Annotated in this window: 27 protein-coding genes and 1 rRNA gene; 15 read left to right on the top strand and 13 right to left on the bottom strand. The window is 65.5% G+C overall.

Annotation, left to right across the window (positions count from 1 at the left end; genetic code table 11):
* Nucleotides 1-14 precede the first annotated feature (14 nt).
* Nucleotides 15-1,997 carry an acetate--CoA ligase gene (acs, locus tag F3J10_RS18855; RefSeq protein ID WP_167232246.1) on the bottom strand — a complete coding sequence of 661 codons (1,983 nt, stop codon included), beginning with the start codon at nt 1,995-1,997 and terminating at the stop codon, nt 15-17.
* A 367-nt stretch (nt 1,998-2,364) separates the two neighbouring features.
* On the opposite strand from acs, the gene F3J10_RS18850 reads away from it, so the two are divergent.
* From F3J10_RS18850 to F3J10_RS18810, 9 genes are all read left to right on the top strand, one after another.
* The gene (locus F3J10_RS18850; RefSeq protein WP_013698807.1) at nt 2,365-3,267 is read left to right on the top strand and encodes a DMT family transporter; all 903 of its coding nucleotides are present in this window, start codon (nt 2,365-2,367) and stop codon (nt 3,265-3,267) included.
* Between the two features lie 280 nt (nt 3,268-3,547).
* A complete protein-coding gene (locus tag F3J10_RS18845; protein WP_013698808.1) occupies nt 3,548-4,120 on the top strand; it encodes a TIGR00645 family protein in 573 nt (190 codons plus the stop codon).
* Between the two features lie 84 nt (nt 4,121-4,204).
* Nucleotides 4,205-5,728: a fumarate hydratase gene (locus F3J10_RS18840; RefSeq protein WP_025100873.1), complete on the top strand. Its 1,524-nt coding sequence runs from the start codon at nt 4,205-4,207 to the stop codon at nt 5,726-5,728.
* A 175-nt stretch (nt 5,729-5,903) separates the two neighbouring features.
* Entirely contained in the window at nt 5,904-6,380 is a 477-nt protein-coding gene (bfr, locus tag F3J10_RS18835; RefSeq protein ID WP_013698810.1) for a bacterioferritin, read from the top strand.
* A gap of 49 nt (nt 6,381-6,429) precedes the next feature.
* On the top strand, nt 6,430-7,296 hold the full coding sequence (gene murI, locus F3J10_RS18830; RefSeq protein WP_167242730.1) for a glutamate racemase: 867 nt from the start codon (nt 6,430-6,432) through the stop codon (nt 7,294-7,296).
* Nucleotides 7,297-7,451: 155 nt separating this feature from the next.
* Nucleotides 7,452-7,688, top strand: coding sequence for a (2Fe-2S)-binding protein (locus tag F3J10_RS18825; protein WP_017920277.1), 237 nt, complete (start codon nt 7,452-7,454; stop codon nt 7,686-7,688).
* Between the two features lie 230 nt (nt 7,689-7,918).
* A complete protein-coding gene (locus F3J10_RS18820) occupies nt 7,919-8,641 on the top strand; it encodes an energy transducer TonB (RefSeq protein WP_167242729.1) in 723 nt (240 codons plus the stop codon).
* 51 nt (nt 8,642-8,692) lie between these two features.
* Complete coding sequence (locus F3J10_RS18815) at nt 8,693-9,427, top strand: MotA/TolQ/ExbB proton channel family protein (protein WP_013698814.1); 735 nt, start codon at nt 8,693-8,695, stop codon at nt 9,425-9,427.
* A 13-nt stretch (nt 9,428-9,440) separates the two neighbouring features.
* On the top strand, nt 9,441-9,860 hold the full coding sequence (locus F3J10_RS18810; protein WP_166911909.1) for a biopolymer transporter ExbD: 420 nt from the start codon (nt 9,441-9,443) through the stop codon (nt 9,858-9,860).
* Between the two features lie 355 nt (nt 9,861-10,215).
* On the opposite strand, the gene F3J10_RS18805 is transcribed toward F3J10_RS18810, so the two are convergent.
* The gene (locus F3J10_RS18805; RefSeq protein WP_013698816.1) at nt 10,216-11,220 is read right to left on the bottom strand and encodes a LysR family transcriptional regulator; all 1,005 of its coding nucleotides are present in this window, start codon (nt 11,218-11,220) and stop codon (nt 10,216-10,218) included.
* A gap of 112 nt (nt 11,221-11,332) precedes the next feature.
* Here F3J10_RS18805 and F3J10_RS18800 point away from each other — a divergent pair, with 112 nt between their 5' ends.
* From F3J10_RS18800 to F3J10_RS18790, 3 genes are all read left to right on the top strand, one after another.
* Nucleotides 11,333-12,205: a pirin family protein gene (locus F3J10_RS18800; RefSeq protein ID WP_167242728.1), complete on the top strand. Its 873-nt coding sequence runs from the start codon at nt 11,333-11,335 to the stop codon at nt 12,203-12,205.
* A gap of 87 nt (nt 12,206-12,292) precedes the next feature.
* Complete coding sequence (locus F3J10_RS18795; RefSeq protein ID WP_013698818.1) at nt 12,293-12,778, top strand: SRPBCC family protein; 486 nt, start codon at nt 12,293-12,295, stop codon at nt 12,776-12,778.
* 154 nt (nt 12,779-12,932) lie between these two features.
* Nucleotides 12,933-13,175, top strand: coding sequence for a hemin uptake protein HemP (locus F3J10_RS18790; protein WP_025100868.1), 243 nt, complete (start codon nt 12,933-12,935; stop codon nt 13,173-13,175).
* Between the two features lie 240 nt (nt 13,176-13,415).
* Here F3J10_RS18790 and F3J10_RS18785 read toward each other — a convergent pair whose 3' ends face one another.
* The 6 genes from F3J10_RS18785 to uvrB form a co-directional block, all read right to left on the bottom strand.
* Nucleotides 13,416-13,823 (bottom strand): heme-binding protein, encoded by a 408-nt coding sequence (locus F3J10_RS18785; protein ID WP_017920273.1) that lies wholly within the window; start codon nt 13,821-13,823, stop codon nt 13,416-13,418.
* Nucleotides 13,824-13,877: 54 nt separating this feature from the next.
* Nucleotides 13,878-15,278 carry a 4Fe-4S binding protein gene (locus F3J10_RS18780; RefSeq protein ID WP_025100867.1) on the bottom strand — a complete coding sequence of 467 codons (1,401 nt, stop codon included), beginning with the start codon at nt 15,276-15,278 and terminating at the stop codon, nt 13,878-13,880.
* Nucleotides 15,275-16,117 (bottom strand): FTR1 family protein, encoded by an 843-nt coding sequence (locus F3J10_RS18775; RefSeq protein ID WP_025100866.1) that lies wholly within the window; start codon nt 16,115-16,117, stop codon nt 15,275-15,277. Before F3J10_RS18775 ends, F3J10_RS18780 begins: the two co-directional genes overlap by 4 nt.
* 57 nt (nt 16,118-16,174) lie before the next feature.
* The gene (locus tag F3J10_RS18770; protein WP_025100865.1) at nt 16,175-16,507 is read right to left on the bottom strand and encodes a cupredoxin domain-containing protein; all 333 of its coding nucleotides are present in this window, start codon (nt 16,505-16,507) and stop codon (nt 16,175-16,177) included.
* Nucleotides 16,508-16,574: 67 nt separating this feature from the next.
* Entirely contained in the window at nt 16,575-17,126 is a 552-nt protein-coding gene (locus F3J10_RS18765; RefSeq protein WP_025100864.1) for an iron transporter, read from the bottom strand.
* A 260-nt stretch (nt 17,127-17,386) separates the two neighbouring features.
* Nucleotides 17,387-19,477: an excinuclease ABC subunit UvrB gene (uvrB, locus tag F3J10_RS18760; protein WP_167242727.1), complete on the bottom strand. Its 2,091-nt coding sequence runs from the start codon at nt 19,475-19,477 to the stop codon at nt 17,387-17,389.
* 345 nt (nt 19,478-19,822) lie between these two features.
* Between uvrB and F3J10_RS18755 the strand changes: the two genes are divergently transcribed.
* Complete coding sequence (locus F3J10_RS18755; protein ID WP_166911913.1) at nt 19,823-21,022, top strand: amino acid aminotransferase; 1,200 nt, start codon at nt 19,823-19,825, stop codon at nt 21,020-21,022.
* Between the two features lie 83 nt (nt 21,023-21,105).
* Here the strand turns inward: F3J10_RS18755 and F3J10_RS18750 are convergent, their stop codons facing one another.
* Nucleotides 21,106-21,894 (bottom strand): 3-hydroxybutyrate dehydrogenase, encoded by a 789-nt coding sequence (locus tag F3J10_RS18750; protein WP_025100791.1) that lies wholly within the window; start codon nt 21,892-21,894, stop codon nt 21,106-21,108.
* 181 nt (nt 21,895-22,075) lie between these two features.
* On the opposite strand from F3J10_RS18750, the gene F3J10_RS18745 reads away from it, so the two are divergent.
* Together F3J10_RS18745 and rlmJ are read left to right on the top strand one after the other, a co-directional pair.
* The gene (locus F3J10_RS18745) at nt 22,076-23,047 is read left to right on the top strand and encodes an aldo/keto reductase (protein ID WP_025100790.1); all 972 of its coding nucleotides are present in this window, start codon (nt 22,076-22,078) and stop codon (nt 23,045-23,047) included.
* A 112-nt stretch (nt 23,048-23,159) separates the two neighbouring features.
* Nucleotides 23,160-24,005, top strand: a complete 846-nt coding sequence (rlmJ, locus tag F3J10_RS18740) for a 23S rRNA (adenine(2030)-N(6))-methyltransferase RlmJ (RefSeq protein ID WP_025100789.1) — start codon at nt 23,160-23,162, stop codon at nt 24,003-24,005.
* Between the two features lie 21 nt (nt 24,006-24,026).
* On the opposite strand, the gene F3J10_RS18735 is transcribed toward rlmJ, so the two are convergent.
* The 4 genes from F3J10_RS18735 to rrf all read right to left on the bottom strand — a co-directional run bounded on the left by F3J10_RS18735 (nt 24,027) and on the right by rrf (nt 25,524).
* The gene (locus F3J10_RS18735; RefSeq protein ID WP_167242737.1) at nt 24,027-24,290 is read right to left on the bottom strand and encodes a hypothetical protein; all 264 of its coding nucleotides are present in this window, start codon (nt 24,288-24,290) and stop codon (nt 24,027-24,029) included.
* Nucleotides 24,291-24,493: 203 nt separating this feature from the next.
* A complete protein-coding gene (locus tag F3J10_RS18730; RefSeq protein WP_013698831.1) occupies nt 24,494-24,640 on the bottom strand; it encodes a DUF3563 family protein in 147 nt (48 codons plus the stop codon).
* A gap of 197 nt (nt 24,641-24,837) precedes the next feature.
* A complete protein-coding gene (gene cueR, locus F3J10_RS18725) occupies nt 24,838-25,263 on the bottom strand; it encodes a Cu(I)-responsive transcriptional regulator (RefSeq protein WP_167232255.1) in 426 nt (141 codons plus the stop codon).
* Nucleotides 25,264-25,410: 147 nt separating this feature from the next.
* Nucleotides 25,411-25,524: ribosomal RNA gene (gene rrf / locus F3J10_RS18720) — 5S ribosomal RNA — on the bottom strand.
* Between the last annotated feature and the right edge of the window lie 8 nt (nt 25,525-25,532).

The following is a 25,532-nucleotide window of genomic DNA, read 5'->3' as shown; positions in this document are numbered from 1 at the left end:
CGGCCGGCTCGGGTTCAGCGCGCCTCGGTCAGTTGCTCGAGGATGGCCGGGTTCTCCAGCGTGGAGGTGTCCTGCGTGATCGCCTCGCCCTTGGCGAGCGAGCGCAGCAGGCGCCGCATGATCTTGCCGGAGCGGGTCTTGGGCAGGTTGTCGCCGAAGCGGATGTCCTTGGGCTTGGCGATCGGGCCGATTTCCTTGCCGACCCAGTCGCGCAGCGCCTTGGCGATCTGCTGCGCCTCCTCGCCTTCCGGGCGCGAACGCTTGAGCACCACGAAGGCCACCACCGCCTCGCCCGTCATGTCGTCGGGACGGCCGACCACGGCCGCCTCGGCCACCAGTTCGTGCGAGACCAGCGCCGACTCGATCTCCATGGTGCCGAGCCGGTGGCCCGAGACGTTCAGCACGTCGTCGATGCGGCCCATGATGGTGAAGTAGCCGCTGTCCTTGTCGCGCACCGTGCCGTCGCCGGCCAGGTAGAGCTTGCCGCCGAGCTCGTCGGGGAAGTAGGCCTTGCGGAATCGATCCGGATCGCCCCAGATGGTGCGTGCCATCGACGGCCAGGGGCGCTTGATCACCAGGATGCCGCCCTGCCCGTTCGGCACGTCCTGGCCGGTCTCGTCGACCACCGCCGCCATGATGCCCGGCAGCGGCAGCGTGCAGGAGCCGGGCACGGTGGGCGTGGCGCCCGGCAGCGGCGTGATCATGTGGCCGCCCGTTTCGGTCTGCCACCAGGTATCGACGATCGGGCAGCGATTGCCGCCGACGTTTTCGCGGTACCACATCCACGCCTCGGGATTGATCGGCTCGCCGACCGTGCCGATGATGCGCAGGCTCGACAGGTCGTAGCGCGACGGATGGGCCTGCTCGTCGGCGCCCGAGGCCTTGATCAGCGAACGGATCGCGGTGGGCGCGGTGTAGAACACCGTGACCTTGTGGTCGGCCACCATCTTCCAGAAGCGGCCCGCGTTCGGGTAGGTCGGCACGCCCTCGAACACCACCTGGGTCGAGCCGGTCGCCAGCGGCCCGTAGGTGATGTAGGTATGGCCGGTGATCCAGCCGATGTCGGCGGTGCACCAGAAGATATCGTCGGGCTTGCGGTCGAAGGTCCAGTCCATCGTCAGCGCCGCCCACAGCAGGTAGCCGCCGGTGCTGTGCTGCAGGCCCTTGGGCTTGCCGGTGGAACCCGAGGTGTAGAGGATGAACAGCGGGTGCTCGGCACCGACCCATTCCGGCTCGCAGCTTTCCGGCTGGCTCGCGGTGATCTCGTGCAGCCACAGATCGCGGCCCTCGTGCCAGTCGACCTTGCCGCCGGTGCGGCGGTAGACGACCACGCTCTTGACCGCCTCGCAGCCGCCCATCGCGATCGCCTCGTCGGCGATGCTCTTGATCGGCAGGGTCTTGCCGCCGCGCATCTGCTCGTCGGCGGTGATCAGCGCGCTGGCGCCGACATCGACCAGCCGCTCGTTGAGCGACTTGGACGAGAAGCCGCCGAACACCACCGAATGCGTCGCGCCGATCCGCGCGCAGGCCTGCATCGCGACGATGCCCTCGACCGACATCGGGATATAGATGACGACGCGGTCGCCCCGGCCGATGCCGCGCGCCTTGAGCGCGTTGGCCAGGCGGCAGGTGCGCGCCAGCAGTTCGGCGTAGGTCACGCGGGTGACGCTGCCGTCGTCGGCCTCGAAGATCACCGCCACGCGCTCGCCGCGGCCGGCCTCGACGTGACGGTCCAGGCAGTTGTACGAAGCGTTCAGCTCGCCGTCCTCGAACCACTTGTAGAACGGCGCGTTCGACTCGTCGAGCACGCTCGAGAACGGCTTGTGCCAGTCGATCGCCTCGCGCGCCAGGCGCGCCCAGAAACCGTCGAAATCGCGGCCGGCCTCGTCGACCAGCGCCTGGTACGCGGCCATGCCGGAAATATTGGCCGCCTGTTCGACGCTGGCGGGCGGAGCAAACTGGCGGCGTTCGTGAAGAACCGAATCAATCGCAGACATCGACTACCCCTTGATGAAGGTAAAACCACTGCATGACGGCGCGCCCCGGGGCGCGCCGCTTCCACGGCGCGCGACGCGCCGTGCCTCCTGATCCCGGCCGCCGGCACCGAGTCAACGGTGCCGGGCGGCGAGGGCCTTGCTGTCCTGGCTTGTGTTTCTGTGATGGCGCGCGGGGCCGCTCGCCGGCCTGCCGCCGCGATGGCGATGGGCGCTGTCTTGCTGCGCTGCCGCATCGCGCGGGGCCCGCTCGCGCGTTCGACACGATAAGCTTCGCAACTTACCCGTCTCTTACGTGGCCCGGCCGTGCCGGCGGCCGCGGCGCGCCGGCCGTTACAATCCTAACTGAACTCAACGCCCGGACTCCAGCTTGAATCGCTACGCCTTCATCCTCATCCTGTCGATGCTGCTGGTCGGCAGCAACGTCGGCATCGGCAAGACCATCGTGGTGGTGGTGCCGGTCGCCATCCTCGCCACGCTGCGCTTCGTGATCGCCAACGCGGTGCTCTGGCCGCTCTGGCGGCCCTCGAAAATGCGCACCGTGAAGCGCGACGAGTGGCTGAACCTGTTCCTGCAGGCGCTGTTCGGCACCTTCCTGTTCACCCTGCTGATGCTCACCGGCGTGCAGCGCACCAGCGCGGTGGCCGCGGGCGTGATCACCAGCACGATCCCCGCGGTGGTCGCCCTGTTCGCCTGGATCTTCCTGCGCGAGCGGCCCGACGGCCGCGCCCTGCTGTCGATCGCGCTGGCGATCGTCGGCGTGGTGGCGATCAACCTCGCCAACGGCCATGCGCCGGGCGCCGCGTCCGCGGCCGGCAGCTCGCTCGCCGGCAACCTGCTGATCCTCGGCGCGGTGTGCTGCGAATCCTTCTACGTGATCCTCTCGCGCCGCCTGACCGAGACGCTGCGCCCGCTCGACATCTGCGCCTACACGCACCTGTTCGGCATGCTGCTGATGCTGCCGCTGGGCCTGCTCGCGCTGCCGCATTTCGACTACGCGGCGGTGCCGGCCGGCACCTGGGCGCTGGTGGTCTGGTATGCGCTGTCGGCCAGCATCTTCTCGTTCTGCCTGTGGATGATCGGCATCCGCCACGTGCCGGGCAGCCTGGCCGGCGTGTTCAGCGCGGTGCTGCCGATCGCGGCGGCCGTGTACGGCATCGCCTTCCTCGGCGAGCGGCCCACGCTCGCGCACGGCTTCGCGCTGGCCTGCGTGGTGACCGGCATCCTGCTGGCCAGCCTGAAGCCGCGCGGCACGCCCACCGCCGCGTCCTGAACCGCGAGGCGGGCAGATCGGCGGCCCGGACGCCTGGGCCGCTCGGGCGCGAACGGGCGGCAACGGGCGGATCGCCCTGAAGCGGATCGCCCCCGCCTACCTCCTCCTGCCCTTCCCGCGCACGTCTCGTACCTGCCGCCCTGCCCCGGCCCCTGCCGGCCCGCCTCGCGAGCCGCTCCCGCCCGGGCGCCGTCCCGGCGGCGGGCACGTTACAATATCGCGCTTTTTTTCAGATTCGCTTCACCCACGATACCCGCGCCCACCCAGAGGCCGCTCGACCATGTCCGCTCGCCCGACCGATCCGCACGTCCGCCGCAAGATGAAGCCGCTCCCGTCCCTCATTTTCATGAGCCGCTGGCTGCAGGTTCCGCTCTATCTCGGCCTGATCGTGGCGCAGGCGGTCTATGTGTTCCTGTTCCTGAAGGAAGTCTGGCACCTGCTCACGCACGCCACCTCGCTCGACGAGACCAACATCATGCTGGCCGTGCTCGGCCTGATCGACGTGGTGATGATCTCGAACCTGCTGATCATGGTGATCGTGGGCGGCTACGAGACCTTCGTGTCGAAGCTCGGCGTCGAGGGCCATCCCGACGAGCCCGAATGGCTCGACCACGTCAACGCGGGAGTGCTGAAGGTCAAGCTGTCGATGGCGCTGATCAGCATCTCCTCGATCCACCTGCTCAAGACCTTCATCAATCCCGACCAGCATTCCGAGCACGCGATCATGTGGCAGGTGCTGATCCACCTGTCGTTCCTGGTGTCGGCGCTGGTGATGGCCTGGATCGACCGCCTGACCACCCAGACGCACCCCAAGCATTTCGAGGAGGCGCACGCGCCTCGCGAAGCGGCCTGAGCGCCGCGCGGGCGAGCCGGCAGCAGACCGGCCGCCGCACGAGTTTCGAGTTTCATCACCAATAGTCCCCACTGAGTCACAGCCATGACCGTCATCAAGCAGGAAGACCTGATCCAGAGCGTCGCGGATTCGCTCCAGTACATCAGCTACTACCATCCGCTCGACTACATCGAGGCCCTGGGCCGCGCCTACGAGGCCGAGCAGAGCCCGGCCGCCAAGGACGCGATCGCGCAGATCCTGACCAACAGCCGGATGTGCGCGGAAGGCCGCCGGCCGATCTGCCAGGACACCGGGATCGTCACGATCTTTGTGAAGGTGGGCATGGACGTGCGCTGGGAAGGCGCCACCATGAGCCTGACCGACATGATCAACGAGGGCGTGCGCCGCGGCTACACGCATCCCGACAACGTGCTGCGCGCCTCGATCGTCAATCCGCCCGAGGGCGCCCGCAAGAACACCAAGGACAACACGCCGGCCGTGATCCACTACGAGATCGTGCCGGGCGACAAGGTGGACGTGCAAGTCGCGGCCAAGGGCGGCGGCTCGGAGAACAAGTCGAAGTTCGTGATGCTGAACCCGTCCGACTCGATCGTCGACTGGGTGCTCAAGACCGTGCCGACCATGGGCGCCGGCTGGTGCCCGCCGGGCATGCTCGGCATCGGCATCGGCGGCACCGCCGAGAAGGCGATGCTGATGGCCAAGGAATCGCTGATGGAGTCGATCGACATCCAGGACGTGATCAAGCGCGGCCCGAAGGACTGGGCCGAGGAACTGCGCGTCGAGCTCTACGAGAAGGTCAATGCGCTCGGCATCGGCGCGCAGGGCCTGGGCGGCCTGGCCACCGTGCTCGACGTCAAGATCATGGCGGCGCCGACCCACGCGGCCTCCAAGCCGGTGGCGATGATCCCGAACTGCGCGGCCACCCGCCATGCGCACTTCACGCTGGACGGCTCGGGCGTGGCGCGCCTGGACCCGCCGTCGCTGGACGCCTGGCCGAAGGTCAACTGGGAGCCGAACACCGAGACCAGCAAGCGCGTCGACCTGAACACGCTCACGCCGGAGGAAGTGGCCGCCTGGACGCCGGGCCAGACGCTGCTGCTGTCGGGCAAGATGCTGACCGGGCGCGATGCCGCGCACAAGCGCATCGCCGACATGCTGGCCAAGGGCGAGAGCCTGCCGGTGGACTTCAGGAACCGCGTGATCTACTACGTCGGCCCGGTCGATCCGGTGCGCGACGAGGCGGTCGGCCCGGCGGGCCCGACCACCGCCACCCGCATGGACAAGTTCACCGAGACCATGCTGGCCCAGACCGGCCTGATCTCGATGGTCGGCAAGGCCGAGCGCGGCCCGGTGGCGATCGAGGCGATCAAGAAGCACAAGGCGGCCTACCTGATGGCGGTGGGCGGCGCGGCCTACCTGGTGTCCAAGGCGATCCGCAGCGCCAAGGTCATCGCCTTCGAGGACCTCGGCATGGAAGCGATCTACGAGTTCGACGTGGTCGACATGCCGGTGACGGTGGCGGTCGATTCCTCGGGCACCTCGGTGCACCAGACCGGGCCGAAGGAATGGCAGGCGAAGATCGGAAAAATCCCGGTCGCGACTGCGTGAATCCGCAGTAAACGAGAATGATTTTCAGGCCGGATTTCAATCCGGCCTGATTTATTCTTAATCATTCTCATTATCCAGAAATATTCGAATATTCAGGCATTTAGGGCTTGGCTTTTGGCCCTCCAGCGTTTATCTTTCGTGTCCGTAACCCTATGTCACGAAGGAAGGAACGGCCATGCAAGGCGACAAGAAAGTCATCGAGTTTCTCAACGCTCAGTTGAAGAATGAATTGACCGCGATTAACCAGTATTTCCTGCATGCGCGCATGTATCGCCACTGGGGTCTCGAGAAGCTCGGCAAGCACGAATACGACGAGTCGATCGGCGAGATGAAGCACGCCGACTGGCTGATCGAACGGATCTTCATGCTCGACGGCCTGCCCAACCTGCAGGACCTGCACAAGCTGCTGGTCGGCGAGGAAACCGAAGAGATCCTGAAGTGCGACCTGAAGCTGGAGTACATCTCCCAGGGCACCTGCAAGGACGCGATCGCCTACTGCGAATCGGTGCGTGACTACGTCTCGCGCGAACTGTTCCAGAAGATCCTCGACGACACCGAGGAACACATCGACTGGCTCGAGACGCAGATCGACCTGGTCGGCAAGATCGGCATCCAGAACTACCAGCAGTCGATGATGGGCTCGCCGAGCTGAGCACGGCGTCGTAATATGGCGGATCGCCATCCGCCAGCTTCACCCCCACATGTCCAGCCCGACCGACTTCGCGTCAGAAGACTCCACCACCGCCGCGCCGGTCGGCATCTTCGATTCCGGGCTGGGCGGTCTCTCGGTACTGCGCGCCGTGCGCGCGCAGCTCCCCGAAGAATCCTTCGTCTACGTCGCCGATTCGCGCCATGCACCCTATGGCGAGCGCGACGACGCCTTCATCATCGAACGCACGCTGGCGATCGGCGAATGGCTGGCCGCGCGCGGCGCCAAGGCGCTGGTGGTGGCCTGCAACACGGCCACCGCGCAGTCGATCGCCGTGGTGCGCGAGACACTCGCGATCCCGCTGGTGGGCGTCGAGCCCGGCATCAAGCCGGCCACCCTGGCCTCGCGCAGCCGCGTGGCCGGCGTGCTGGCCACCGCGGCGACGCTGCGCAGCGCGCGCTTCGAATCGCTGATCGAGCGCTACGCGGCCGACTGCCGCTTCCTGCGCCAACCGGGCCACGGGCTGGTCGAGGCGATCGAACGCGGCGACACCGGCTCGCCCGCGCTGCGCGCCCTGCTCGACGGCTACCTCGAACCGATGCTGGCCGCCGGCGCCGACACGCTGGTGCTCGGCTGCACCCATTACCCCTTCCTCGACGCAACGATCCGCGAGTTGACGCAGGATCGTCTGACCCTGATTGACACCAGCGAGGCGATCGCGCGACAACTCGCCCGCGTGCTCGACGACCACGGCCTGCGCGCGCCGGCCGGCACGGCGGCCCGCCCGCCGCGCCTGTATTCGACCGACGACGGCAGCCGCCTGCAGGCGCTCGCGGCCGCCCTGCTGGGCCTCGACGCGCCGGCCGAAACCGTCGCGATCGCCTCGCCGCGCTGCGCCGACACGGCCCTGCCGGCCTGAGCCCGCCTGCCTGGCGCCCTGCCACGACGCCATGACGTTTTTGCCAATCCCCTGCTAAGCACCTGGATTTGTTACAAAAAACCGTGGAGCAGGCTTGCCAAGCCGCGCGAATATAATGATAATAATTCGCATTAACGTTAGCTATCGCGCTCATCATGATCGTCTGCGTGTGCAAGTCCGTGTCCGACCGAAAGATCCGTGCCTCGCTGGCGGAAGGCGTCGCCTCGTTCGACGAGCTGCAGTTCGAGCTCGGCGTCGCCAGCTGCTGCGGCAAGTGCGAGGAATCGGTTCGCGAACTGATGGCCGAGCACGGCATCTGCGAAAGCCACTGCGGCGTCGCCTCGCACACGCAAGCGGTGCCCGTGGTGTTCTACGAACGCAAGGCAGCCTGAGCACCGACAGCAACGCTATCGCGCGCGGCCTGTTCCACCCGGCCGCGCCTTTGTTTGACCTTTCCGTCAGCGAGCCTGCAAATCGCTAGCCAGCGGCCACCCGCCAAGGAGCTGTGATGGAATTGCTGATCGGATTCGTAACCACCCTGTGCATTTCGCTGCTGATTTTCCGCAAGTAATGCACGACCTCGCGGCCGGCGCGCCACGCGCCGCCGCCTAGACTGGCAGACATGCAGGCCTCGACTTCCATCCCGACCGGACCCGCTCCGGTCGCCCCCCGTTTCAATCGCCGTCTCGTCACCGCGGCCGTCATCGTGGTCCTCGGCCATGCAGCGCTGATCACCGTCGCGCTGCTGATGCCCCCGAAGGAATTGCCGCAGCCCAAGCTCGAATCGACCATGACCGTGCAGCTGATCTCGCAGCCGGCGCCCACGCCCGTGCCCGTGGCGGTCGAATCGAAACCCACGCCGCAGCCGCCCAAGCCGGTGGACAAGCCGAAGGTGGTGCCCAAGCCGGTGCTCAAGCCCAAGCCGACGCCGTTGCCGGTGGCGACCGCACCGTCGGAGCATGCCATCGAGGCGCCGGAACCGACGCCGGCTCCGCCCGCGCCCCCGGCGCCGCCCACTCCGGCGGCACCGCCCGCCCCGCGGCCGACGCTGGCCATCGCGGCGCCAGCGGCCGGGCCGAAGATCTCCTGCCAGATCATCGAGCCGACCTATCCCACGCTGTCGCGGCGACGCGGCGAAACCGGCGCCGTCAGCATCTATTTCGAGGTCAGCGTCGGCGGCCAGATCGAGAAGGCGCACGTCACCAAGAGCAGCGACTTCCCGCGCCTGGACGCGGCCGCGCTCGACGCCATCAACGCCTCGTCGTGCAAGCCCTATATCGAGAACGGCCAGCCGGTACGTGCCCGTTACACTCAGGTCATGAAGTTCAATCTCGACGGCGAGTGATCGCCCCCGAACCCCGATTCAGTCTCACCGGATTCAAACAAAGGAAAGGAAATGGAAAGCTACGGTATCGCGCACGTCTGGGCGCAAGGTGATTTCGTGACGCGCTTCATCGCGATCGCGCTGCTCATCATGTCGGTCCTCTCCTGGCTCGTGATCATCGTCAAGGGCTGGAACGTGATGCGCCTCGGCCGCCTGATGAAGAACGCCGAGCAATCGTTCTGGCATTCGGACGAGTTCGACAAGGGCGTGCAGAAGCTGCGCGACGCCTCGCCGACCACCCAGGACAACCCCTTCCTCGCGCTCGCGCTGGCCGGCCAGGAAGCGGCCGAGCATCATCAGCAGACGCAGCCGCACCTGCACGACCGCATGGACGTGTCGGACTGGGTCACGCGCTGCCTGAAGGACACCATGGACGACGGCGTCGCGCGCATGCAGAGCGGCCTGGCGATCCTCGCCTCGATCGGCAGCACGGCGCCCTTCGTCGGCCTGTTCGGCACGGTGTGGGGCATCTATCACGCGCTGCTGGTGATCGGCGCGACCGGCCAGACCTCGATCGACCAGGTCGCGGGCCCGGTCGGCGAATCGCTGATCATGACCGCCTTCGGCCTGTTCGTGGCGATTCCGGCAGTGCTCGGCTACAACGCACTGACGCGCGCCAACAAGGGCATCGTCACCAAGCTGCGTCGCTTCGCGCACGGTCTGCACGCCTACTTCGTGACGGGCTCGAGCCTCGCCTCGGCGAAGAAGCGCGATTCGATCCGCCTCGCCACCACGCGCGCGAACTGAGCGAGGTCACGTCATGGCAATGAATTCCTCGTTCGGCGACGACGACGACGATGGCCTGATGAACGAGATCAACATGACGCCGCTGGTTGACGTCATGCTGGTGCTGCTGATCATCTTCCTCGTCACGCTTCCCGCCATCCATCACGCGGTCAAGATCGACCTGCCGCACGCCAGCAGCCAGAAGGTCGAGGAGAAGCCCAAGACCATCGACCTGGCGATCCAGGGCGACGGCACGATCATGTGGAACGACCAGGCGGTCAGCCAGACCGAGCTGGAGGCGAAGATCGCCGATGCCGCACGCATCGATCCGCAGCCGGAGCTGCATATCCGCGCCGATCGCAAGATCGCCTACGAGCACGTGGCCGAGGTGATGTCGGCCGCGCAGGCCGGCGGCCTGACCAAGCTCGGGTTCGTGACCGAGGCGAAGAAGTAGGCGCGATTTCCAAGCACTGCGAATCAATCGGTTCGCGGCGTCTTGCCCGCGCCAAAGTAAAAGGCCTTCATCGCAGGATGAAGGCCTTTTTTGATGCGCACGCGGGCGCCTTCGGGCGGCGGGCTCTTCGGCGGCGTCAGGCGCCTGGAGCAACGCAATGCGGCACGCCGTGGTCTGCACGGACTTGCGCGTTCTGCCCTATCTGGCTCGCAATATATGCGGCCACCGGATTCGCTCGGAACATCCCTTCGCGAAATGGGATTTCAATATAGGCCGCGTCGCGCGGGCATTCAAGCGAGCCCCGATTGAATCTCGCGATTGCAGGCGACGCTTCAATGACAAAAGCGATCCGGCCTCAGGCGACGATGCCCGACTCGGCCGGCTTGCCGGCTTTCGCGGCCTTGGCGGCCTGCTTGTGCTTCTCGTCGCGCTCGGGACATTCGGGCTCGCGATAGTCGCGGTCGAGCTTCTCGACCAGGAAGTCGACGAAGGAGCGCACCGCCGGCGGCATCCCCTGGCGCGACACGAACACCGCGTAGAGCTGCGGCACCGGCAAGGTCCAGCCCGGCATCACCGGCGACAACTGCCCCGCTCGCAACGCGCCGCCATACATCATCTCCGGTAGCGCCGCGATTCCGACCCCGTCGAGCACCGCCTCGCGGATCGTCATCAGGTCGGCCGTCACCAGCCGCGGCTCGTGCTCGTGCACGTGGCGCGTGCCGTCGGGCGCGATCAGGTTGAACACGTGGCGGCCGTCGCCCGAGGGCGTGTCGAGCGTCTCGAAGCGCACCAGGTCGTCGGGCACCAGCGGCGGTGCATTCTGCCCCAGCAGGCTCGGCGAGCCGACCAGCATCTGCTCGGTGCGCCAGAGCGGCCGCACCACGATGTTGGCGTTCTCGGGCGGCTCGGAGCGCACCCGCAGCGCGATGTCGATCGAATCCTCGAACAGGTCGATCACCTGGTTCGTCACGCGGACCTGCACGCGTACCTCGGGATATCGACGGAGGAATTCGGGCAGCAGCCGCGACATCATGGTCTGCGAGAGCGTGACCGGCACGCTGACGCGCACCGTGCCGCGCGGCGAGGCCCGCAACTGCTGCACCGCGTTCATCGCCGCCTGCGCCTCGGCCAGCATCGCCTGGCAGTGCTGGTAGAACAACTGCCCCGCCTCGGTCAGCGCCAGCTTGCGCGTCGAGCGCTGCAGCAGGCGCACGCCGAGCGTCGCCTCGAGCTCGGTCAGCCGCCGCGAGAGGCGCGATTTCGAGATTCCCAGGACACGCTCGGCAGCCGAGAAACCACCGTGCTCGACGACCTGCGAGAAGTACATCAGGTCGTTCAGATTGTGTGCGTCGATATTCATTTCATCGTTCCAATTGCAGAACGATCCATTGCGGATCGCGCGGAAGTAATCCGCTGGCCGATCCATATAATAACTTTGACTTCGCTCAATCGATCATTCAGGAAAATATACGATGCCCGTATCGCGCTCGATCCAGCGCGTCTATCCGTCATTACGGGCGACGGAAGGCGCCGGTTTCCAGGTTCATCGCCCGTTCCCCACACGGCTGCTGGCCGACTTCGACCCGTTCCTGCTGCTCGACGAAATGGGGCCGGTGGAGTACGCGCCCGGCACGGCCCGCGGCGCGCCCGATCATCCGCATCGCGGCTTCGAAACCGTGACCTACATCCTCGAGGGACATTTCCGTCATCGCGATTCGGCGGGCCATAGCGGCGAATTACGCGCCGGCGACGTGCAGTGGATGACGGCCGGCTCGGGGCTGATTCACAGCGAAATGCCCGATCCCGAATTCGCGGCAGCCGGTGGTCGCGCGCACGGCTTCCAGCTGTGGGTGAACCTGCGCCGTGCCGACAAGAAACTCGCGCCGCGCTACCAGGAGATCGCCTCGGCCGATATCCCGCGCGTGCTGTCCGAGGACGGCCGCGGCAGCATCAGGGTGATCGCCGGCGAGGCCTTCGGCGCCAGGGCCGCGGTCGAGACGCAGACGCCGCTCGTCTACCTGCATCTGTCCTTGCAGCCCGAGGCGCGGCTCGCCGTGCCGGTGCCGCGCGAATTCCGCGTGTTCACCTATCCGATCGCCGGCGCCGGCCACTATGGCGCGAGCCGGCAGGTCAGTGGCCCGCAGCAGATGATCGTGTTCGAGAACGACGGCGACACGGTCGAGATCGCCGCCGGCGATGCACCGCTCGAGGTGCTGCTGCTCGGCGGCCAGCCGATCGGCGAGCCGATCGTGCGCTACGGCCCCTTCGTGATGAACACCGAGCAGGACATCCTCGATGCGGTCGCCGATTACCAGGCCGGCCGGATGGGCCGGATCTGCCGCTGAGTCCGGCCCCGGACGTCGCCCGGGAATTGCGTCAAAATGCAGGCTTCTTGCGGCTGAGCGCCGCGTCGACCGAAGGAAGCCCCTGCCTTGAATTTTGAACACCTGATCCAGATCAACGCGTCGGACAACCCGATGTTGCCGACGCTGACCCGCGAGCAACTCTGGGAAGGCCTCGTGCTGCGTGCCGAACAGCCGCAACTGTTCGTGATCGGGCTCGACAGCTGCGAGATCCAGTCGCGCACCGACACCGTGCTCGAGCGCGAACTGCACTTCGGCCAGGCGACGATTCGCGACCGCGTGACCTTTACGCCGAACCATCAGGTCCGCTACGACATCCATGCCGCAGACGGCGAGATCGGCGGCTCGCTGACCATGACCATCGAGGAGCGTGCCGACGCCGAGCTGTTCCTGCGCTTCGAGTACCGCACCACCCTGCCCGAGACGGCCGACAGCGAGGACGCGCGGCAGACCCAGGGGATCGTCAAGGAAGCCTATCGCACCGCCGATATCGACACGGTTCGCCTGATCCGCGAATACGCGCAAGGCCGGCGCGACCCCGATCCGCTGCACTGAAGACCCACTTCCGGCGGCCTTGCACGGGCCGCCGGAGCACTTTATCAAAAGCTATCGAAGTTCAAGTTCCGATCAAAAATCATCTCTGGTAAATAGGAATAATTATCATTTAGAATTCATTCCATCGACACACCACTGATTCACCGCCAACCGAATGACCGAACTCATGCGCCCTTCCACGCTTACCCTGCGCCGCACCGGCAGCGCGGCTCCCGGCGGCCGGACGAAAGTCGCGGCTGTCACGAAGGCGGAATCCGCGGACAGCGCGGATTCGAATCAGCGGGTCGTGTTCAGCGACACACTGCTGCAAGGTCGGACCCACGTCTCGATCATGCACAACGGCGAGACCTACCAGCTGCGCGCCACGCGATTGGGCAAGCTGATCCTGACGAAGTAAGTACCGAGTATTGTGGGGACCACCTCCCTGAGAGGTGTTGGGCACTAGCCAGCCGTAACGGCTTGCACGCGAGATCTAGACCCCTTCGTGCAACCACACTCAAGCAGCCGTTACAGCAAGCCAAGCCATTTTTTTGGTTCTCATGCAGATAGACGAAAGCGACGTGCCTGACGGGCACGTCGCTTTTTTCATGCGGGCTGAAAATGCTCGGGGTACTCGGGGGCGCCTGCCGGAACCTGATCAGGCCGCCGTCAGCGCGGCGATGCCGGCCCGCGCGACCTCGGAATCCTGCTCCGACTTCACGCCCGACACGCCGATCGAACCGAGCGATTCGCCGTCGAGCTGGATCACCACGCCGCCCTCGATCAGGCCCGTGAGCGGCGCGCTCAGGAAGGCGGTGCGCCCCTGCTTGATCACTTCCTCGTAGAGCTTGCTGTCGCGACGGCCGAGCGCGGCCACGCGGCCCTTGGCGAGCGCCATCTCGACGGTGCTCGGGGCTGCGCCGTCCATGCGGTTCAGGTAGAGGAGATGGGCGCCGTCGTCGTAGATCGCGATCGTGACAGCCCATTGATTGGCGGCCGCGTGCGCTTCCGCGGCGGCCGCCATGCGTTTGACATCGTCGCTGGTCAGTACCGGCCTGGTTCTCATCGCGGTTCCTCGATGGCTGGTTCGCTGGGCCGACGATGATAACGCGCCGGCATGTCAGAACACCCAGAACATCAGCCACCAGGCGCTGTCGACGATCGCCAGCGCGAGCGCGAAGCCGAGCATCGCGGCGAGCCGGCGCGGCCAGCTCGCGTAGCGCCCCGTCACGCGCCAGGCGAGCCACGCGCTCCAGAGATTCGAGCCGACCAGGATCGAGATGCGCACCGGCGAGGCCCAGTCGAGCGGCAGGTGCTCGGCGCGCAGCAGCGACAAGGTGGTGGCCGACAGGCCGAGGAACACGCCGGCGCCGGCCAGCGGGATCAGTGCCTGGGTCAGGTGATGCAGGCGCACGCGCTCGAAACGCCCCAGCATCGCGGTGGCGGCCGACAGCACGATCAGCAGCGCGGTGCCGTAGACCAGCCCGGTGCCGACGATGTAGGACACCACCAGGCCGCCGTCGAGCCAGGAAAACACGTCGTTCTGCTCGGGGTAATGCGTGAGCAGGAACCACGGCGCATTGGTCTCCAGGGGCCAGGTGATGTCATGGTCGATCAGCCAGCCGGCCAGCCATTGCTTGATGGTCACGAACCAGGGGCTGGCGCTCCAGTGGAAGGCGCCGATCGCCACGCCGAGCAGGCCGTAGAGGATCAGCGCGGTATCCCAGGCGCTGGCCTGCGCGTCGCCGAGCTGCACCACTTCCTCGGACGGCGAGCGCATCGTCAGGGCGATCGCATCGCGATGGCCGCTGCAGCGGCCGCACATATGGCAGGCCGCGGCGCCCTTCATGTTGCGCAGCGGCACCAGCGGCGCGCAGTTGATCGGGATCACGCGGTGGCCATGCTCGCCCTGCGTGTAGGAGCGGCGCCAGGCCGCTTCGTCGACCTTGAAGCGCAGCGGCGCGAGCCGCGCGAGCAGCGCGAACACGCCGTTGACGGGGCACAGGTACTTGCACCAGACGCGTTTCTCGCGACCGTAGAGCAGGCCGATCACCATCGCGGCGAAGGTCGAGCCGCCCAGCACCAGCAGCACCGCGCGCGGATACTGGTAGACGCTGACCATCTGACCGTAGATGGTGGTGATGCCGAAGGCGACGAAGGGCCAGCCGCCCCAGCGCATCCAGCGCGGGATGGCGCGGCCGCGCCCGAAGCGGCTGGCGAATTCGGCCAGCGCCCCTTCGGGACACAGCACGCCGCACCAGACGCGCCCCAACATCACCATCGACAGCAGCACGAAAGGCCACCAGATGCCCCAGAACACGAACTGCGCGGCCAGCGTCAGGTTGTTCCAGAGATGGGCGGTGTCGTCGGGCAGCGGCGTGAAGGCCGGCACCAGGATCAGGAACGCATAGACGGCCACCACCACCCACTGGATGCCGCGGATCAGCGCACCATGGCGCTGCATCCAATGGCCGGCCTCGGACAGCCGGCTCCAGCGCGCGCCGCCGACCGGCGTGCTCATGCGGGCCGCCCAGCCGTCGCGGCCGGGCGGCGCGTCGCGAGCTTCAGCAGCGCGTACACCACCACCCAGTACAGCACGTAGGCCACCAGGTTGGTCAGCGCCGGATGCGCGCGATAGCCAGTCAAGGTGGCGACCAGCGAGCCGACCGTGCTCGAATCGTCGAGGATCGCCGAGGTATCCCACAGCTGCGAGATGCCGAGCGGCAGGATCTCCTTGTCGATCAGCTTGTCGACGCCGGCCTCGAACAGGCCCGCGCCGAGGAACAGCAGCATGATTTCCGTGACGCGGAAGAACAGCCGCCAGGAAAACACCTTGCCGCCGAGTTGCAGCACGTAGAAGGTCAGCAGCGCCAGCGCGAGGCCGATCACCACCGCCAGCACCTGGCCGCCGCCGACATGGCCGGTCTGGCCGAAGCCCAGGCCGTAGAGGAAGATCACCGTCTCGCTGCCCTCGCGCGCGATCGCGAGCGCGACCAGCACGGCCACGCCCCACCAGTTGGCGGTCTTGGTGGTTTCCTGCAGCGACTGCTCCATCTCGCGTTTGAGCGTGCGCCCGTGCTTCTTCATCCAGATCACCATCTGCACGATCAGCACGCAGGCGATCAGCACCATCGCGGTCTGGAAATAGTCCTGCGCGTCGCCCGAGAGCACCTCGGTGAAGCCAACCAGCGCGGCGCCAAGCCCAAACGCCATCAGCAGCCCGGCGCCCACGCCGAGCCACAGATACGGCAGGCCGCGACGCGTCTCGGCATCGCCATTCTTCAGCCAGGCATAGAGGATGCCGACGACCAGCAGCGCCTCGACGCTCTCGCGCCAGACGATGAACATGATTTGACCCATTGAAACCTCCGTGTCCCGGCCGCGGCGGGACATCCGCGGCCGCACGATAAATCGGAACTACTTCGCGACGATGACGCCTTGCGCCTGCTGGTGAAAATCGTCGAAGAACTTGTACTCGCCCGGCGACAGCGGCGCGATCACCACGAAGGACTCGGCGCCCGGCGCGAGCACCTTCTCCTTGCGCAGCTGGACGCTCTCGAACTCGACGGCGCCGCGGCCGGTGTTGCGAACCTCGATCTTGATACGCTGGCCGGCCGGAACCTCGATGCGGGCCGGCTTGAGCACGCCATCGGCCATCTCGAGCTGGAAGGTGGGCAGGTCGGCCGCCTGGGCCGTGCCGGCGAGCGCCGCGGTGGCGAATGCGACAGCGAGTATCTTGGGGAATGTCATTGTGCTTCTCGTGGAGGGCGGCATCGCGCGATGCCGCCCGGCCGGATCACCCGGCGGTGGAACGCGATCAGTAACCGCCCTTCTTGCCGATGCCCGCGAACGGGAAATCGTATTCGAGCGTGAACGGCTTGAACCACGGGCCGACGCCGGTTTCCTTGTCGACGTGACGGCCGAAGGCCATGTTGCCCATCTGCATCGGCGGCTTCACCGTCAGCGACAGGTGGTACTTGCCCGGGCCGGCGAGCTTGACGTTGTCGCCGTAGTGCGGGCCGTCGTTCGCGACCATGCCCATCAGCATGCCCTCGGCCTTCCACTTCGCGTCGCCCTGCTTGGTCAGCTTGTACTCGACCTGCAGGTAAGGCATCCAGTCGCCTTCGGCGAAACCAGTCGGGTTGTTCTTCACCGCATGGATATCGGACTCGAGGTGGATGTCGGAATCCGATGCCTTGCGCATCATGCCTTCCGGCTCCATCGTGATCGGCTGCAGGTAGACCGCGCCGACCTCCATGCCACCCTGGATCTGCTGCTTGCCGATCGGATACTCGGCGGCCGACGCCGACATCGCGACCAGGGCCGCGGCAAGTGCGACACCACTACGGGTGAAGGATGAAGCGAACATTGACACTCCTCTTTTTATCGTCAGATCGATTGACGTCGCCCGGTCTCGTGCCGGGCGGCGGGGATACTTAAGAACGTTAATGCGAACCATTCTCAATAATTCGGGAGTGTAGCATCGAATCTCGCGGGGAACAAACAGGGAAGAAATTCAAGCCCTTGATATGGAAAGGATTTCGGAAGAATCCGATAGGCGGAATGGAATATGCCGACCCGGCCCTTGGGCGGGACGGATCGGCGAGCGGCACACGCCTACGCACAGTGTCAGTTCGCGCCTTCGACGTGATCGCCGACGTTGGCCCCGAACACGCGCTGACGCAGCACCGCGAGCTGGTCGCGCGTCTGCGCGGCCTTCTCGAATTCGAGGTTCTTCGCGTAGTCGACCATCTGCTTCTCGAGCCGCTTGATTTCCTTGGCCAACTGCTTTTCGGACATGTCCTCGAACTTGGCGCGCTGCTGCGCCTCCTTCAGCTCCGCGCGCGCCTCGTCGGCGCTGTAGACGCCGTCGATGATGTCCTTGATGCGCTTGACCACGCCGCGCGGCGTGATGCCGAGCTTCTCGTTGTGCGCGATCTGCTTGGCACGGCGGCGCTCGGTCTCGTCGATGGCGCGGCGCATCGAATCGGTCATGCGATCGGCGTAGAGCAGCGCCTTGCCGTTGACGTTGCGCGCGGCCCGGCCAATGGTCTGGATCAGCGAACGCTCGGCGCGCAGGAAACCCTCCTTGTCCGCGTCGAGGATCGCCACCAGCGAAACCTCGGGGATGTCGAGCCCCTCGCGCAGCAGGTTGATCCCGACCAGCACGTCGAAGGTGCCGAGCCGCAGGTCGCGGATGATCTCCACACGCTCGACCGTGTCGATGTCGCTGTGCAGGTAGCGGACCTTCACGCCGTGATCGGCGAGGAATTCGGTCAGTTGCTCGGCCATCCGCTTGGTCAGCACGGTGATCAGCACGCGCTCGCCGGCCTTCACGCGCTCGTTGATCTCGGCCAGCACGTCGTCCACCTGGGTGGTGGCCGGCCGCACCTCGATCTCGGGGTCGACCAGGCCGGTCGGCCGCACCACCTGCTCGGCGGTCTGGCCCGACACACGGGTCTCGTAGTCGGCCGGCGTGGCCGAGACGAACACCACCTGCCGCATCTTGCGCTCGAACTCGGGAAACTTCAGCGGCCGGTTGTCGAGCGCCGAAGGCAGGCGAAAGCCGTAGTTGACGAGGTTTTCCTTGCGCGCGCGGTCGCCGTTGTACATGCCGTTCAGCTGGCCGATCAGCACGTGCGATTCGTCGAGCAGCATCAGCGCGTCGGACGGCAGGTAGTCGACCAGGGTCGGCGGCGGCTCGCCGGGCGCGGCGCCCGAGAAGTGCCGCGAGTAGTTCTCGATGCCCTTGCAGAAGCCGAGCTCCTGCAGCATCTCGAGATCGAAGCGCGTGCGCTGCTCGAGCCGCTGCGCCTCCACCAGGCGGTTCTCGCCGTGGAAGAACTCGAGCCGTTCGCGCAGCTCGTCCTTGATGGTCTCGACGGCACGCATCACGGTGTCGCGCGGCGTCACATAGTGCGAGGACGGATAGACGGTGAAGCGCACGATCTTCTGGCGCACCCGGCCGGTGAGCGGGTCGAACAGCTGCAGCGTCTCGACCTCGTCGTCGAACAGCTCGACGCGCACGGCCATCTCGGCATGCTCGGCCGGGAAGATGTCGATGGTGTCGCCGCGCACGCGGAAGGTGCCGCGCTGGAAGTCCTGCTCGTTGCGCGTGTACTGCATCGCGATCAGCCGGGCGATCACGTCGCGCTGGCCGATCCGGTCGCCCGCGCGCAGCGTCAGGATCATCTGGTGGTACTCGGAGGGATTGCCGATACCGTAGATCGCCGAGACGGTCGCGACGATCACCACGTCGCGCCGTTCCATCAGGCTCTTGGTGGCCGACAGGCGCATCTGCTCGATGTGCTCGTTGATCGACGAGTCCTTTTCGATGAACAGGTCGCGCTGCGGCACATAGGCTTCCGGCTGGTAGTAGTCGTAGTACGAAACGAAGTACTCGACGGCGTTGAGCGGGAAGAACTCGCGGAACTCGGCATAGAGCTGCGCGGCGAGCGTCTTGTTCGGCGCGAACACGATGGCCGGGCGGCCGAGCCGCGCGATGGTGTTTGCCATCGTGAAGGTCTTGCCGGAGCCCGTCACGCCGAGCAGCGTCTGGAACGACAGGCCGTCCTCGACACCCTCGACGAGCGTCTCGATCGCGGTGGGCTGGTCGCCCGCCGGCGGATACGGCTGGTAAAGCTGGAACGGCGAACCGTCGAATGCCACGAACTTCGATTCGTCGAGCTCGGCGGAGACTTCAGGGGAGTGTTCGGACATGGATCGAGGGCCTGGCCGCGTGCAAAAGAGTATTTTAGCGCTTCGGTCAATAGCGGGCTGACCGTTAGGCGCAGCCTGCCGCGATATCGACGCCAGGAGGCTAGGGGCCTCCTCCAAGGATGTCTGCCCCGGGCTCCAACACGCGTTCGATGGCCGTTTCGCTCCACCGATACCTGCAACGACACCCCGGCTTTGGCCGAAACCAGGCCGCAATTCGCTACAATAGCCGGATTCGCGCCGCTCGCCCCGGCATCGGCGCCGTCCGCTGGCCCGCCCCCGTCATCGCATGGGACGCGCGGGATCCGGACCCTGATTTCATTTCACCACTACTGCTGCGAAATCATCATGTCGCTCTTCTCCGCTGTCGAACTCGCGCCCCGCGATCCGATCCTGGGCCTCAACGAAGCGTTCAATGCCGATACGCGCCCGACCAAGGTGAACCTCGGCGTCGGCGTCTACACCAACGAGGAAGGCAAGATCCCGCTGCTGCGCGCCGTGGCCGATGCGGAAAAGGCACGCGTCGCAGCCGGCCTGCCGCGCGGCTACCTGCCGATCGACGGTATCGCCGCCTATGACGCGGCCGTGCAGAAGCTGCTGCTCGGCAAGGATTCCGCACTGATCGCGGCCGGCCGCGTCGTGACGGCACAGGCCATCGGCGGCACCGGCGCGCTGAAGATCGGCGCGGACTTCCTGCGCACGCTGAACCCGAACGCCAAGGTCGCGATCAGCGACCCGAGCTGGGAAAACCACCGCGCGCTGTTCGAGACGGCCGGCTTCAAGGTCGAGGCCTACCCGTACTACGACGCGGCCACCCACGGCGTGAACTTCGACGCGATGCTCGCCGCGCTGAACAGCTACGAGGCAGGCACCATCGTCGTGCTGCACGCCTGCTGCCACAACCCGACCGGCGTCGACCTGAACGACGCGCAATGGGCGCAGGTCGTCGAGGTCGTTAAGGCTCGCCAACTGGTGCCCTTCCTTGACATCGCCTACCAGGGCTTCGGCGAAGACCTCGAAGCCGACGCCGCGGCCGTGCGCCTGTTCGCGGCGGCCGACCTGAACGTGTTCGTGTCCTCGTCGTTCTCGAAGTCGTTCTCGCTGTACGGCGAACGCATCGGCGCGCTGTCGATCATCACCTCGAGCAAGGACGAAGCCACGCGCGTGCTCTCGCAGCTCAAGCGCGTGATCCGCACGAACTACTCGAACCCGCCGACCCATGGCGGCGCCCTGGTCTCGGCCGTGCTGGCCTCGCCGGAGCTGTACGCCTCGTGGGTGCAGGAACTGGGCGAGATGCGCGATCGCATCCGCGCGATGCGCAACGGCCTGGTCGAACGCCTGAAGGCAAGCGGCGTGGATCGTGATTTCGGCTTCATCAACGCGCAACGCGGCATGTTCTCGTACTCGGGCCTGACCGCGGCGCAAGTCGACCGCCTTCGCGAAGAATTCGGCATCTATGCCGTCAGCACGGGCCGGATCTGCGTGGCCGCGCTGAACACGCGCAACATCGACGCGGTCGCGGCCGCGGTTGCCGCCGTCCTGAAGTAAGCCTGCCGGCGCGATCGGATCGCGCCGGTTTGCCTCGAAAACGCGCTCTGCGGAGCGCGTTTTTCATTGGTGCGATGCAGGCCTTACTGCATGAACCAGCCGTGGCTGACGATGAAGGACTGGCCCGTGAGCGCGGCGCTCGGGAAGGCCGACAGGAACAGCACCGTCTTGGCGACGTCTTCCACCGTGGTGAACACGCCGTCGACGGTGTTGCCCAGCATCACGTGCTTGATCACTTCCTCCTCGCTGATGCCGAGCTCCTTGGCCTGCTCGGGGATCTGCTTGTCGACCAGCGGCGTGCGCACGAAGCCCGGGCACACCACATGCGAGCGCACGTTGTGCTTCGCGCCTTCCTTGGCCAGCACGCGCGCCAAACCCAGCAGGCCGTGCTTGGCCGTCACGTAGGCCGACTTCAGCGGCGAGGCCTCGTGCGAGTGCACCGAACCCATGTAGATCACCACGCCGCCGCGATCGTCCTTGTACATGTGCTTGAGCGCGGCCTTGGTGGTCAGGAAGGCGCCGTCGACGTGGATCGCCTGCATCTTCTTCCAGTCGGAGAACGAGTAGTTCTCGATCGGATTGACGATCTGGATGCCCGCGTTCGAGACCAGGATGTCGACCGAGCCGAACTCGGCGGCGACCTTGTCGATGCCGGCATTGACGGCGTCCTCGTTGGTGACGTCCATCGCCACGCCGATCGCCTTGCCGCCGGCCGCCTTGATCTGCTCGGCCACGACGTTCGCGCCGTCCTGGTTCAGGTCGGCGATCGCCACGGCGGCGCCCGCCCTGGCCAGTTCCAACGCGATTTCCTTGCCGATGCCGCTTGCGGCGCCGGTGACCACGGCAACCTTGCCGTCCAGTTTCGAATCCATTTCGACGTCTCCCGATTCAGTGCTCAGATCCAATGAAATCATTGCCGGGCCCTGCGCGACAAGCCGGCCGTTCGGCCAGGTGCCGCCGCAGGCGCGGCGCTGCTATTGTGCATGAAGCCTCCTGCATGCTGTCGGCAAACGGGCTAAGCTAGCCGCTGTCCCAAATTCGAGGAGAGTGACGATGAATTACAGGCGGTTGGGCCGGTCCGGGCTGCAGGTCAGCGAATTGTCGATCGGCTCGTGGGTCACCTATGGCAACCAGGTCGATCATCGAGCCGCGCGCGAGTCGCTGGCCGCGGCACGTGACGCCGGCATCAATTTCTTCGACAACGCCGAAGTCTATGCGAAGGGGCAGTCCGAGGAAATCATGGGCGAGGCGCTGAAGGCGCTCGGCTGGTCGCGCGTCAGCTACGTGGTGTCGACCAAGTTCTTCTGGGGCCTGGCGGAAGCGCCGAACCAGTATCACACGCTGAATCGCAAGTACCTGATGGACGCGATCGACGGCTCGCTGCGTCGCTTGCAACTGGATTACGTCGATCTGGTGTTCTGTCATCGGCCGGATCCGAACACGCCGATCGAGGAAACGGTCTGGGCGATGAGCGATATGATCGCGCGCGGCAAGGCGCTCTATTGGGGCACCTCGGAATGGAGCGCCGACGAGATCCGGGCCGCCTACGAGATTGCCGAGCGGCATCATCTGCACAAGCCGGTGATGGAGCAGCCGCAGTACAACCTGTTTCATCGCCGCCGCGTCGAGCAGGAATACCATCGGCTCTACGAGGACATCGGCCTGGGCCTGACTACTTGGAGCCCGCTGGCTTCCGGGCTGCTGACCGGCAAGTATCGCGACGGCGTACCGGCCGGCAGCCGGGCCGCGGTGCAGGGTTATGACTGGCTGCGCGAGCAGTTGACACATCCGGCAAAAAACGAAGCCGTCGGCAAGCTCGCGAAGGTCGCCGACGAGCTCGGCTGCACGCTCGCCCAACTCGCGATCGCCTGGACGCTCAAGAATCCGAACGTCAGCACCGTGATTACCGGCGCCTCGCGTGTCGAGCAGATCGGCGAGAACATGAAGGCCATCGAGGTTGCCGCACGTATCACGCCGGAATTGAAGCAGCGCATCGAGGAAATCGTCGGCGACCAGGCGCAGTAGGCACGGTCGCGTACAATACCCGGCCGCGCGAGTCCCGCGGGCCGGCGCCGCCTTGGTGGCGCCGGCATCGCGCTCGCGCCATCGAATCCGATTTTCTACGTCTTATCCTGCCATGTTCAGTTATCGCCACGCATTCCATGCCGGCAACCATGCCGACGTGCTGAAGCACGCCGTCGTCGTCCAGTTGCTTCATTACCTGAACAAGAAGGACAAGTCGTACTGGTATATCGATACGCATGCCGGCGCCGGGATCTATGCGCTCGACGAAGGTTTCGCCGCCAAGACGGCCGAATACGAGACCGGCATCGAGAAGCTGTGGAATGCCGATGACCTGCCGGCTGCCCTGGCCGATTATGTCGCCGAGATTCGCGCCTGCAATGAAACCCCGGATCTGCGCTTCTACCCTGGCTCGCCCTACTTCGCGTGGCGCCTGCTGCGTGAACAGGATCGGATGCGGCTGTTCGAGGCGCACAGCACCGAGATCGGTGTTCTGCGGCACAATTTCCGCGATGCAGGTCGTCGAGCGATGATTTTCGCGGCCGACGGCTTCGAAGGACTCAAGGCACTGCTGCCGCCCGCGCCGAGGCGCGCCCTGGTGCTGATCGATCCTTCGTATGAAGACAAGCGTGACTACGCCCGGACGATCACGTGCGTGGAAGAAGGTTTGAAGCGCTTTTCGACCGGCTGTTATGCGATCTGGTATCCGCAGGTGAAACGCCCGGAATCGGAGCGGTTCCCGGATCAGTTGAAGCGCCTGCAGACGACCAACTGGCTGCACCTGACTCTGACCGTCAGCAACCCACCAGCTGACGGTTTCGGGCTCTATGGAAGCGGGATGTTCATTCTGAATCCGCCCTACACGCTGGCGGAATCGATGCGAGAAGCCCTGCCATACCTAGTCGAGACATTGGGCCAGGACGGCGGTGCCAAGTTCGGCATCGAGCTGCGCAGCGCCTGATAAGCACGCCCAGCATTTGTCTTATCGGCGCGGCCCTGAATCGGTTGGGACGCGAATATAGGGAGCGACGATCAACGGCGTTTGTTGATTGTCCTGCGGCAACTGTGCAGGCTGCCAAATTTGCGCAGGCGCCACGATCGGGGTCGGATTCAGCGGAGCGGTCTGCAGCACGACACCTGAACGACCGTCGTGGATTCCGGTTTGCGTGTCGAGCACAACTGGTTGCCGATCTTCCTTCGCCATCGCATGGCCGCCCCCGGCCATCACGACAAGCATCGCAGCCATCCAGGCACACCGAGCTCCGGCGCGGTGGAAAAAGATTCCCTGGTTCATGCCATCCATCCTCGCTGTCGTGTCCATGTCGAAACGATACAGCCGCTCCCCAAGCACGCGCTAGACACCCGGAGCCCCAAAAAGCAAAAGCCCCGACAATTTCGGGGCTCTTCATGCTTCGCATGCTCAGCGCATGCGACCGACGCCGGTACGACTTACAGCGAGTAGCCGTTCGTTTCGAGGGCGCGAATGCGCTGCTCGAGTTGAACGATGTCGCTCGACGAGGCCAGGTAGGCTTCGCGACGCTCACGTTCAGCGGATTCGAACCAGTAGCTCAGCTTTTCAACGATGTAGGCAACCATGATGCTCTCCAAGGAAGTTTGAGATCCCTCGGTGAATCTGGATAAGGGATATCCCGTATAGGGTTATCCCGAATTATAGCGAGAGCGCACCAGTTTGCTAATGAAATGCACGAATGGGTGGCATGCCGATTTGGAATAATTGACCAACATCCCCATCAACCCCTTGATTTTCAAGGATATATCCGAAAAGGACGCGATCAAAACTGCCGCCGCATCGCACCACAATGGTGCTCATCCGGGGCAGCCAGTTCCTCGAGGATCGGGCAGTCCGGACGATCGTCGCCGTGACAGTGGGCGGCGAGCTTTGCCAACGTATTGCGCATATCGGTCAGTTCGGCGATGCGTTTATCGAGCTCCGATACGTGCTCGAGCGCGATCACCTTCACCTCTGCACTTGCTCTTGCACGGTCCTGCCAGAGCGCCAGAAGCTTGCGCACATCGTCAACAAGAAAACCAAGGCGACGCGCTTGCCGGATGAATTTCAGCAGGTGGACCTCGTTGCCGCCGTAAGTGCGATAACCCGCATCGGTGCGCTGGACCGGCTCGATCAGGCCGACACTTTCGTAATAACGAATCATCTTTGCGCTGACGCCCGATGCGCGCGCGGCTTCACCGATATTCACGTTGCCCTCCTGATCAAGTTCTTCCAGATCTTAGCGCGATGAGAAGATGCTTGTGCGCAAGGGGATAGGCATGGAAGGCTGCGTTTGGGCAGCGCAGAAAGACAAAACCCCCGCTGCCTTTGGGCAACGGGGGTTGTCATGGGGGAAGCCTGACGATTACCTACTTTCACACGGGCAATCCGCACTATCATCGGCGTGGAGTCGTTTCACGGTCCTGTTCGGGATGGGAAGGGGTGGTACCGACTCGCTATGGTCATCAGGCTAAAGGG

Source organism: Burkholderia sp. Cy-637, assembly GCF_011753175.1.
In the GTDB taxonomy this organism is placed as follows: Bacteria; Pseudomonadota; Gammaproteobacteria; order Burkholderiales; family Burkholderiaceae; genus Burkholderia; species Burkholderia gladioli.
Note: the sequence above shows the minus strand (reverse complement) of the source record. Positions and strands in the feature narration are given on the sequence as shown.

Coding starts and splice junctions, on each gene's coding strand:
- F3J10_RS18750 (WP_025100791.1), bottom strand. CDS start 21,894: ATGGATTCGAAACTGGACGGCAAGGTTGCCGTGGTCACCGGCGCCGCA.
- F3J10_RS18790 (WP_025100868.1), top strand. CDS start 12,933: ATGACCGAACTCATGCGCCCTTCCACGCTTACCCTGCGCCGCACCGGC.
- F3J10_RS18745 (WP_025100790.1), top strand. CDS start 22,076: ATGAATTACAGGCGGTTGGGCCGGTCCGGGCTGCAGGTCAGCGAATTG.
- F3J10_RS18800 (WP_167242728.1), top strand. CDS start 11,333: ATGCCCGTATCGCGCTCGATCCAGCGCGTCTATCCGTCATTACGGGCG.
- bfr (WP_013698810.1), top strand. CDS start 5,904: ATGCAAGGCGACAAGAAAGTCATCGAGTTTCTCAACGCTCAGTTGAAG.
- F3J10_RS18810 (WP_166911909.1), top strand. CDS start 9,441: ATGGCAATGAATTCCTCGTTCGGCGACGACGACGACGATGGCCTGATG.
- uvrB (WP_167242727.1), bottom strand. CDS start 19,477: ATGTCCGAACACTCCCCTGAAGTCTCCGCCGAGCTCGACGAATCGAAG.
- F3J10_RS18785 (WP_017920273.1), bottom strand. CDS start 13,823: ATGAGAACCAGGCCGGTACTGACCAGCGACGATGTCAAACGCATGGCG.
- F3J10_RS18765 (WP_025100864.1), bottom strand. CDS start 17,126: ATGTTCGCTTCATCCTTCACCCGTAGTGGTGTCGCACTTGCCGCGGCC.
- F3J10_RS18815 (WP_013698814.1), top strand. CDS start 8,693: ATGGAAAGCTACGGTATCGCGCACGTCTGGGCGCAAGGTGATTTCGTG.
- F3J10_RS18840 (WP_025100873.1), top strand. CDS start 4,205: ATGACCGTCATCAAGCAGGAAGACCTGATCCAGAGCGTCGCGGATTCG.
- murI (WP_167242730.1), top strand. CDS start 6,430: ATGTCCAGCCCGACCGACTTCGCGTCAGAAGACTCCACCACCGCCGCG.
- F3J10_RS18770 (WP_025100865.1), bottom strand. CDS start 16,507: ATGACATTCCCCAAGATACTCGCTGTCGCATTCGCCACCGCGGCGCTC.
- F3J10_RS18755 (WP_166911913.1), top strand. CDS start 19,823: ATGTCGCTCTTCTCCGCTGTCGAACTCGCGCCCCGCGATCCGATCCTG.
- F3J10_RS18805 (WP_013698816.1), bottom strand. CDS start 11,220: ATGAATATCGACGCACACAATCTGAACGACCTGATGTACTTCTCGCAG.
- rlmJ (WP_025100789.1), top strand. CDS start 23,160: ATGTTCAGTTATCGCCACGCATTCCATGCCGGCAACCATGCCGACGTG.
- acs (WP_167232246.1), bottom strand. CDS start 1,997: ATGTCTGCGATTGATTCGGTTCTTCACGAACGCCGCCAGTTTGCTCCG.
- F3J10_RS18730 (WP_013698831.1), bottom strand. CDS start 24,640: ATGGTTGCCTACATCGTTGAAAAGCTGAGCTACTGGTTCGAATCCGCT.
- F3J10_RS18735 (WP_167242737.1), bottom strand. CDS start 24,290: ATGGCTGCGATGCTTGTCGTGATGGCCGGGGGCGGCCATGCGATGGCG.
- F3J10_RS18845 (WP_013698808.1), top strand. CDS start 3,548: ATGTCCGCTCGCCCGACCGATCCGCACGTCCGCCGCAAGATGAAGCCG.
- F3J10_RS18825 (WP_017920277.1), top strand. CDS start 7,452: ATGATCGTCTGCGTGTGCAAGTCCGTGTCCGACCGAAAGATCCGTGCC.
- F3J10_RS18780 (WP_025100867.1), bottom strand. CDS start 15,278: ATGAGCACGCCGGTCGGCGGCGCGCGCTGGAGCCGGCTGTCCGAGGCC.
- F3J10_RS18775 (WP_025100866.1), bottom strand. CDS start 16,117: ATGGGTCAAATCATGTTCATCGTCTGGCGCGAGAGCGTCGAGGCGCTG.
- F3J10_RS18820 (WP_167242729.1), top strand. CDS start 7,919: ATGCAGGCCTCGACTTCCATCCCGACCGGACCCGCTCCGGTCGCCCCC.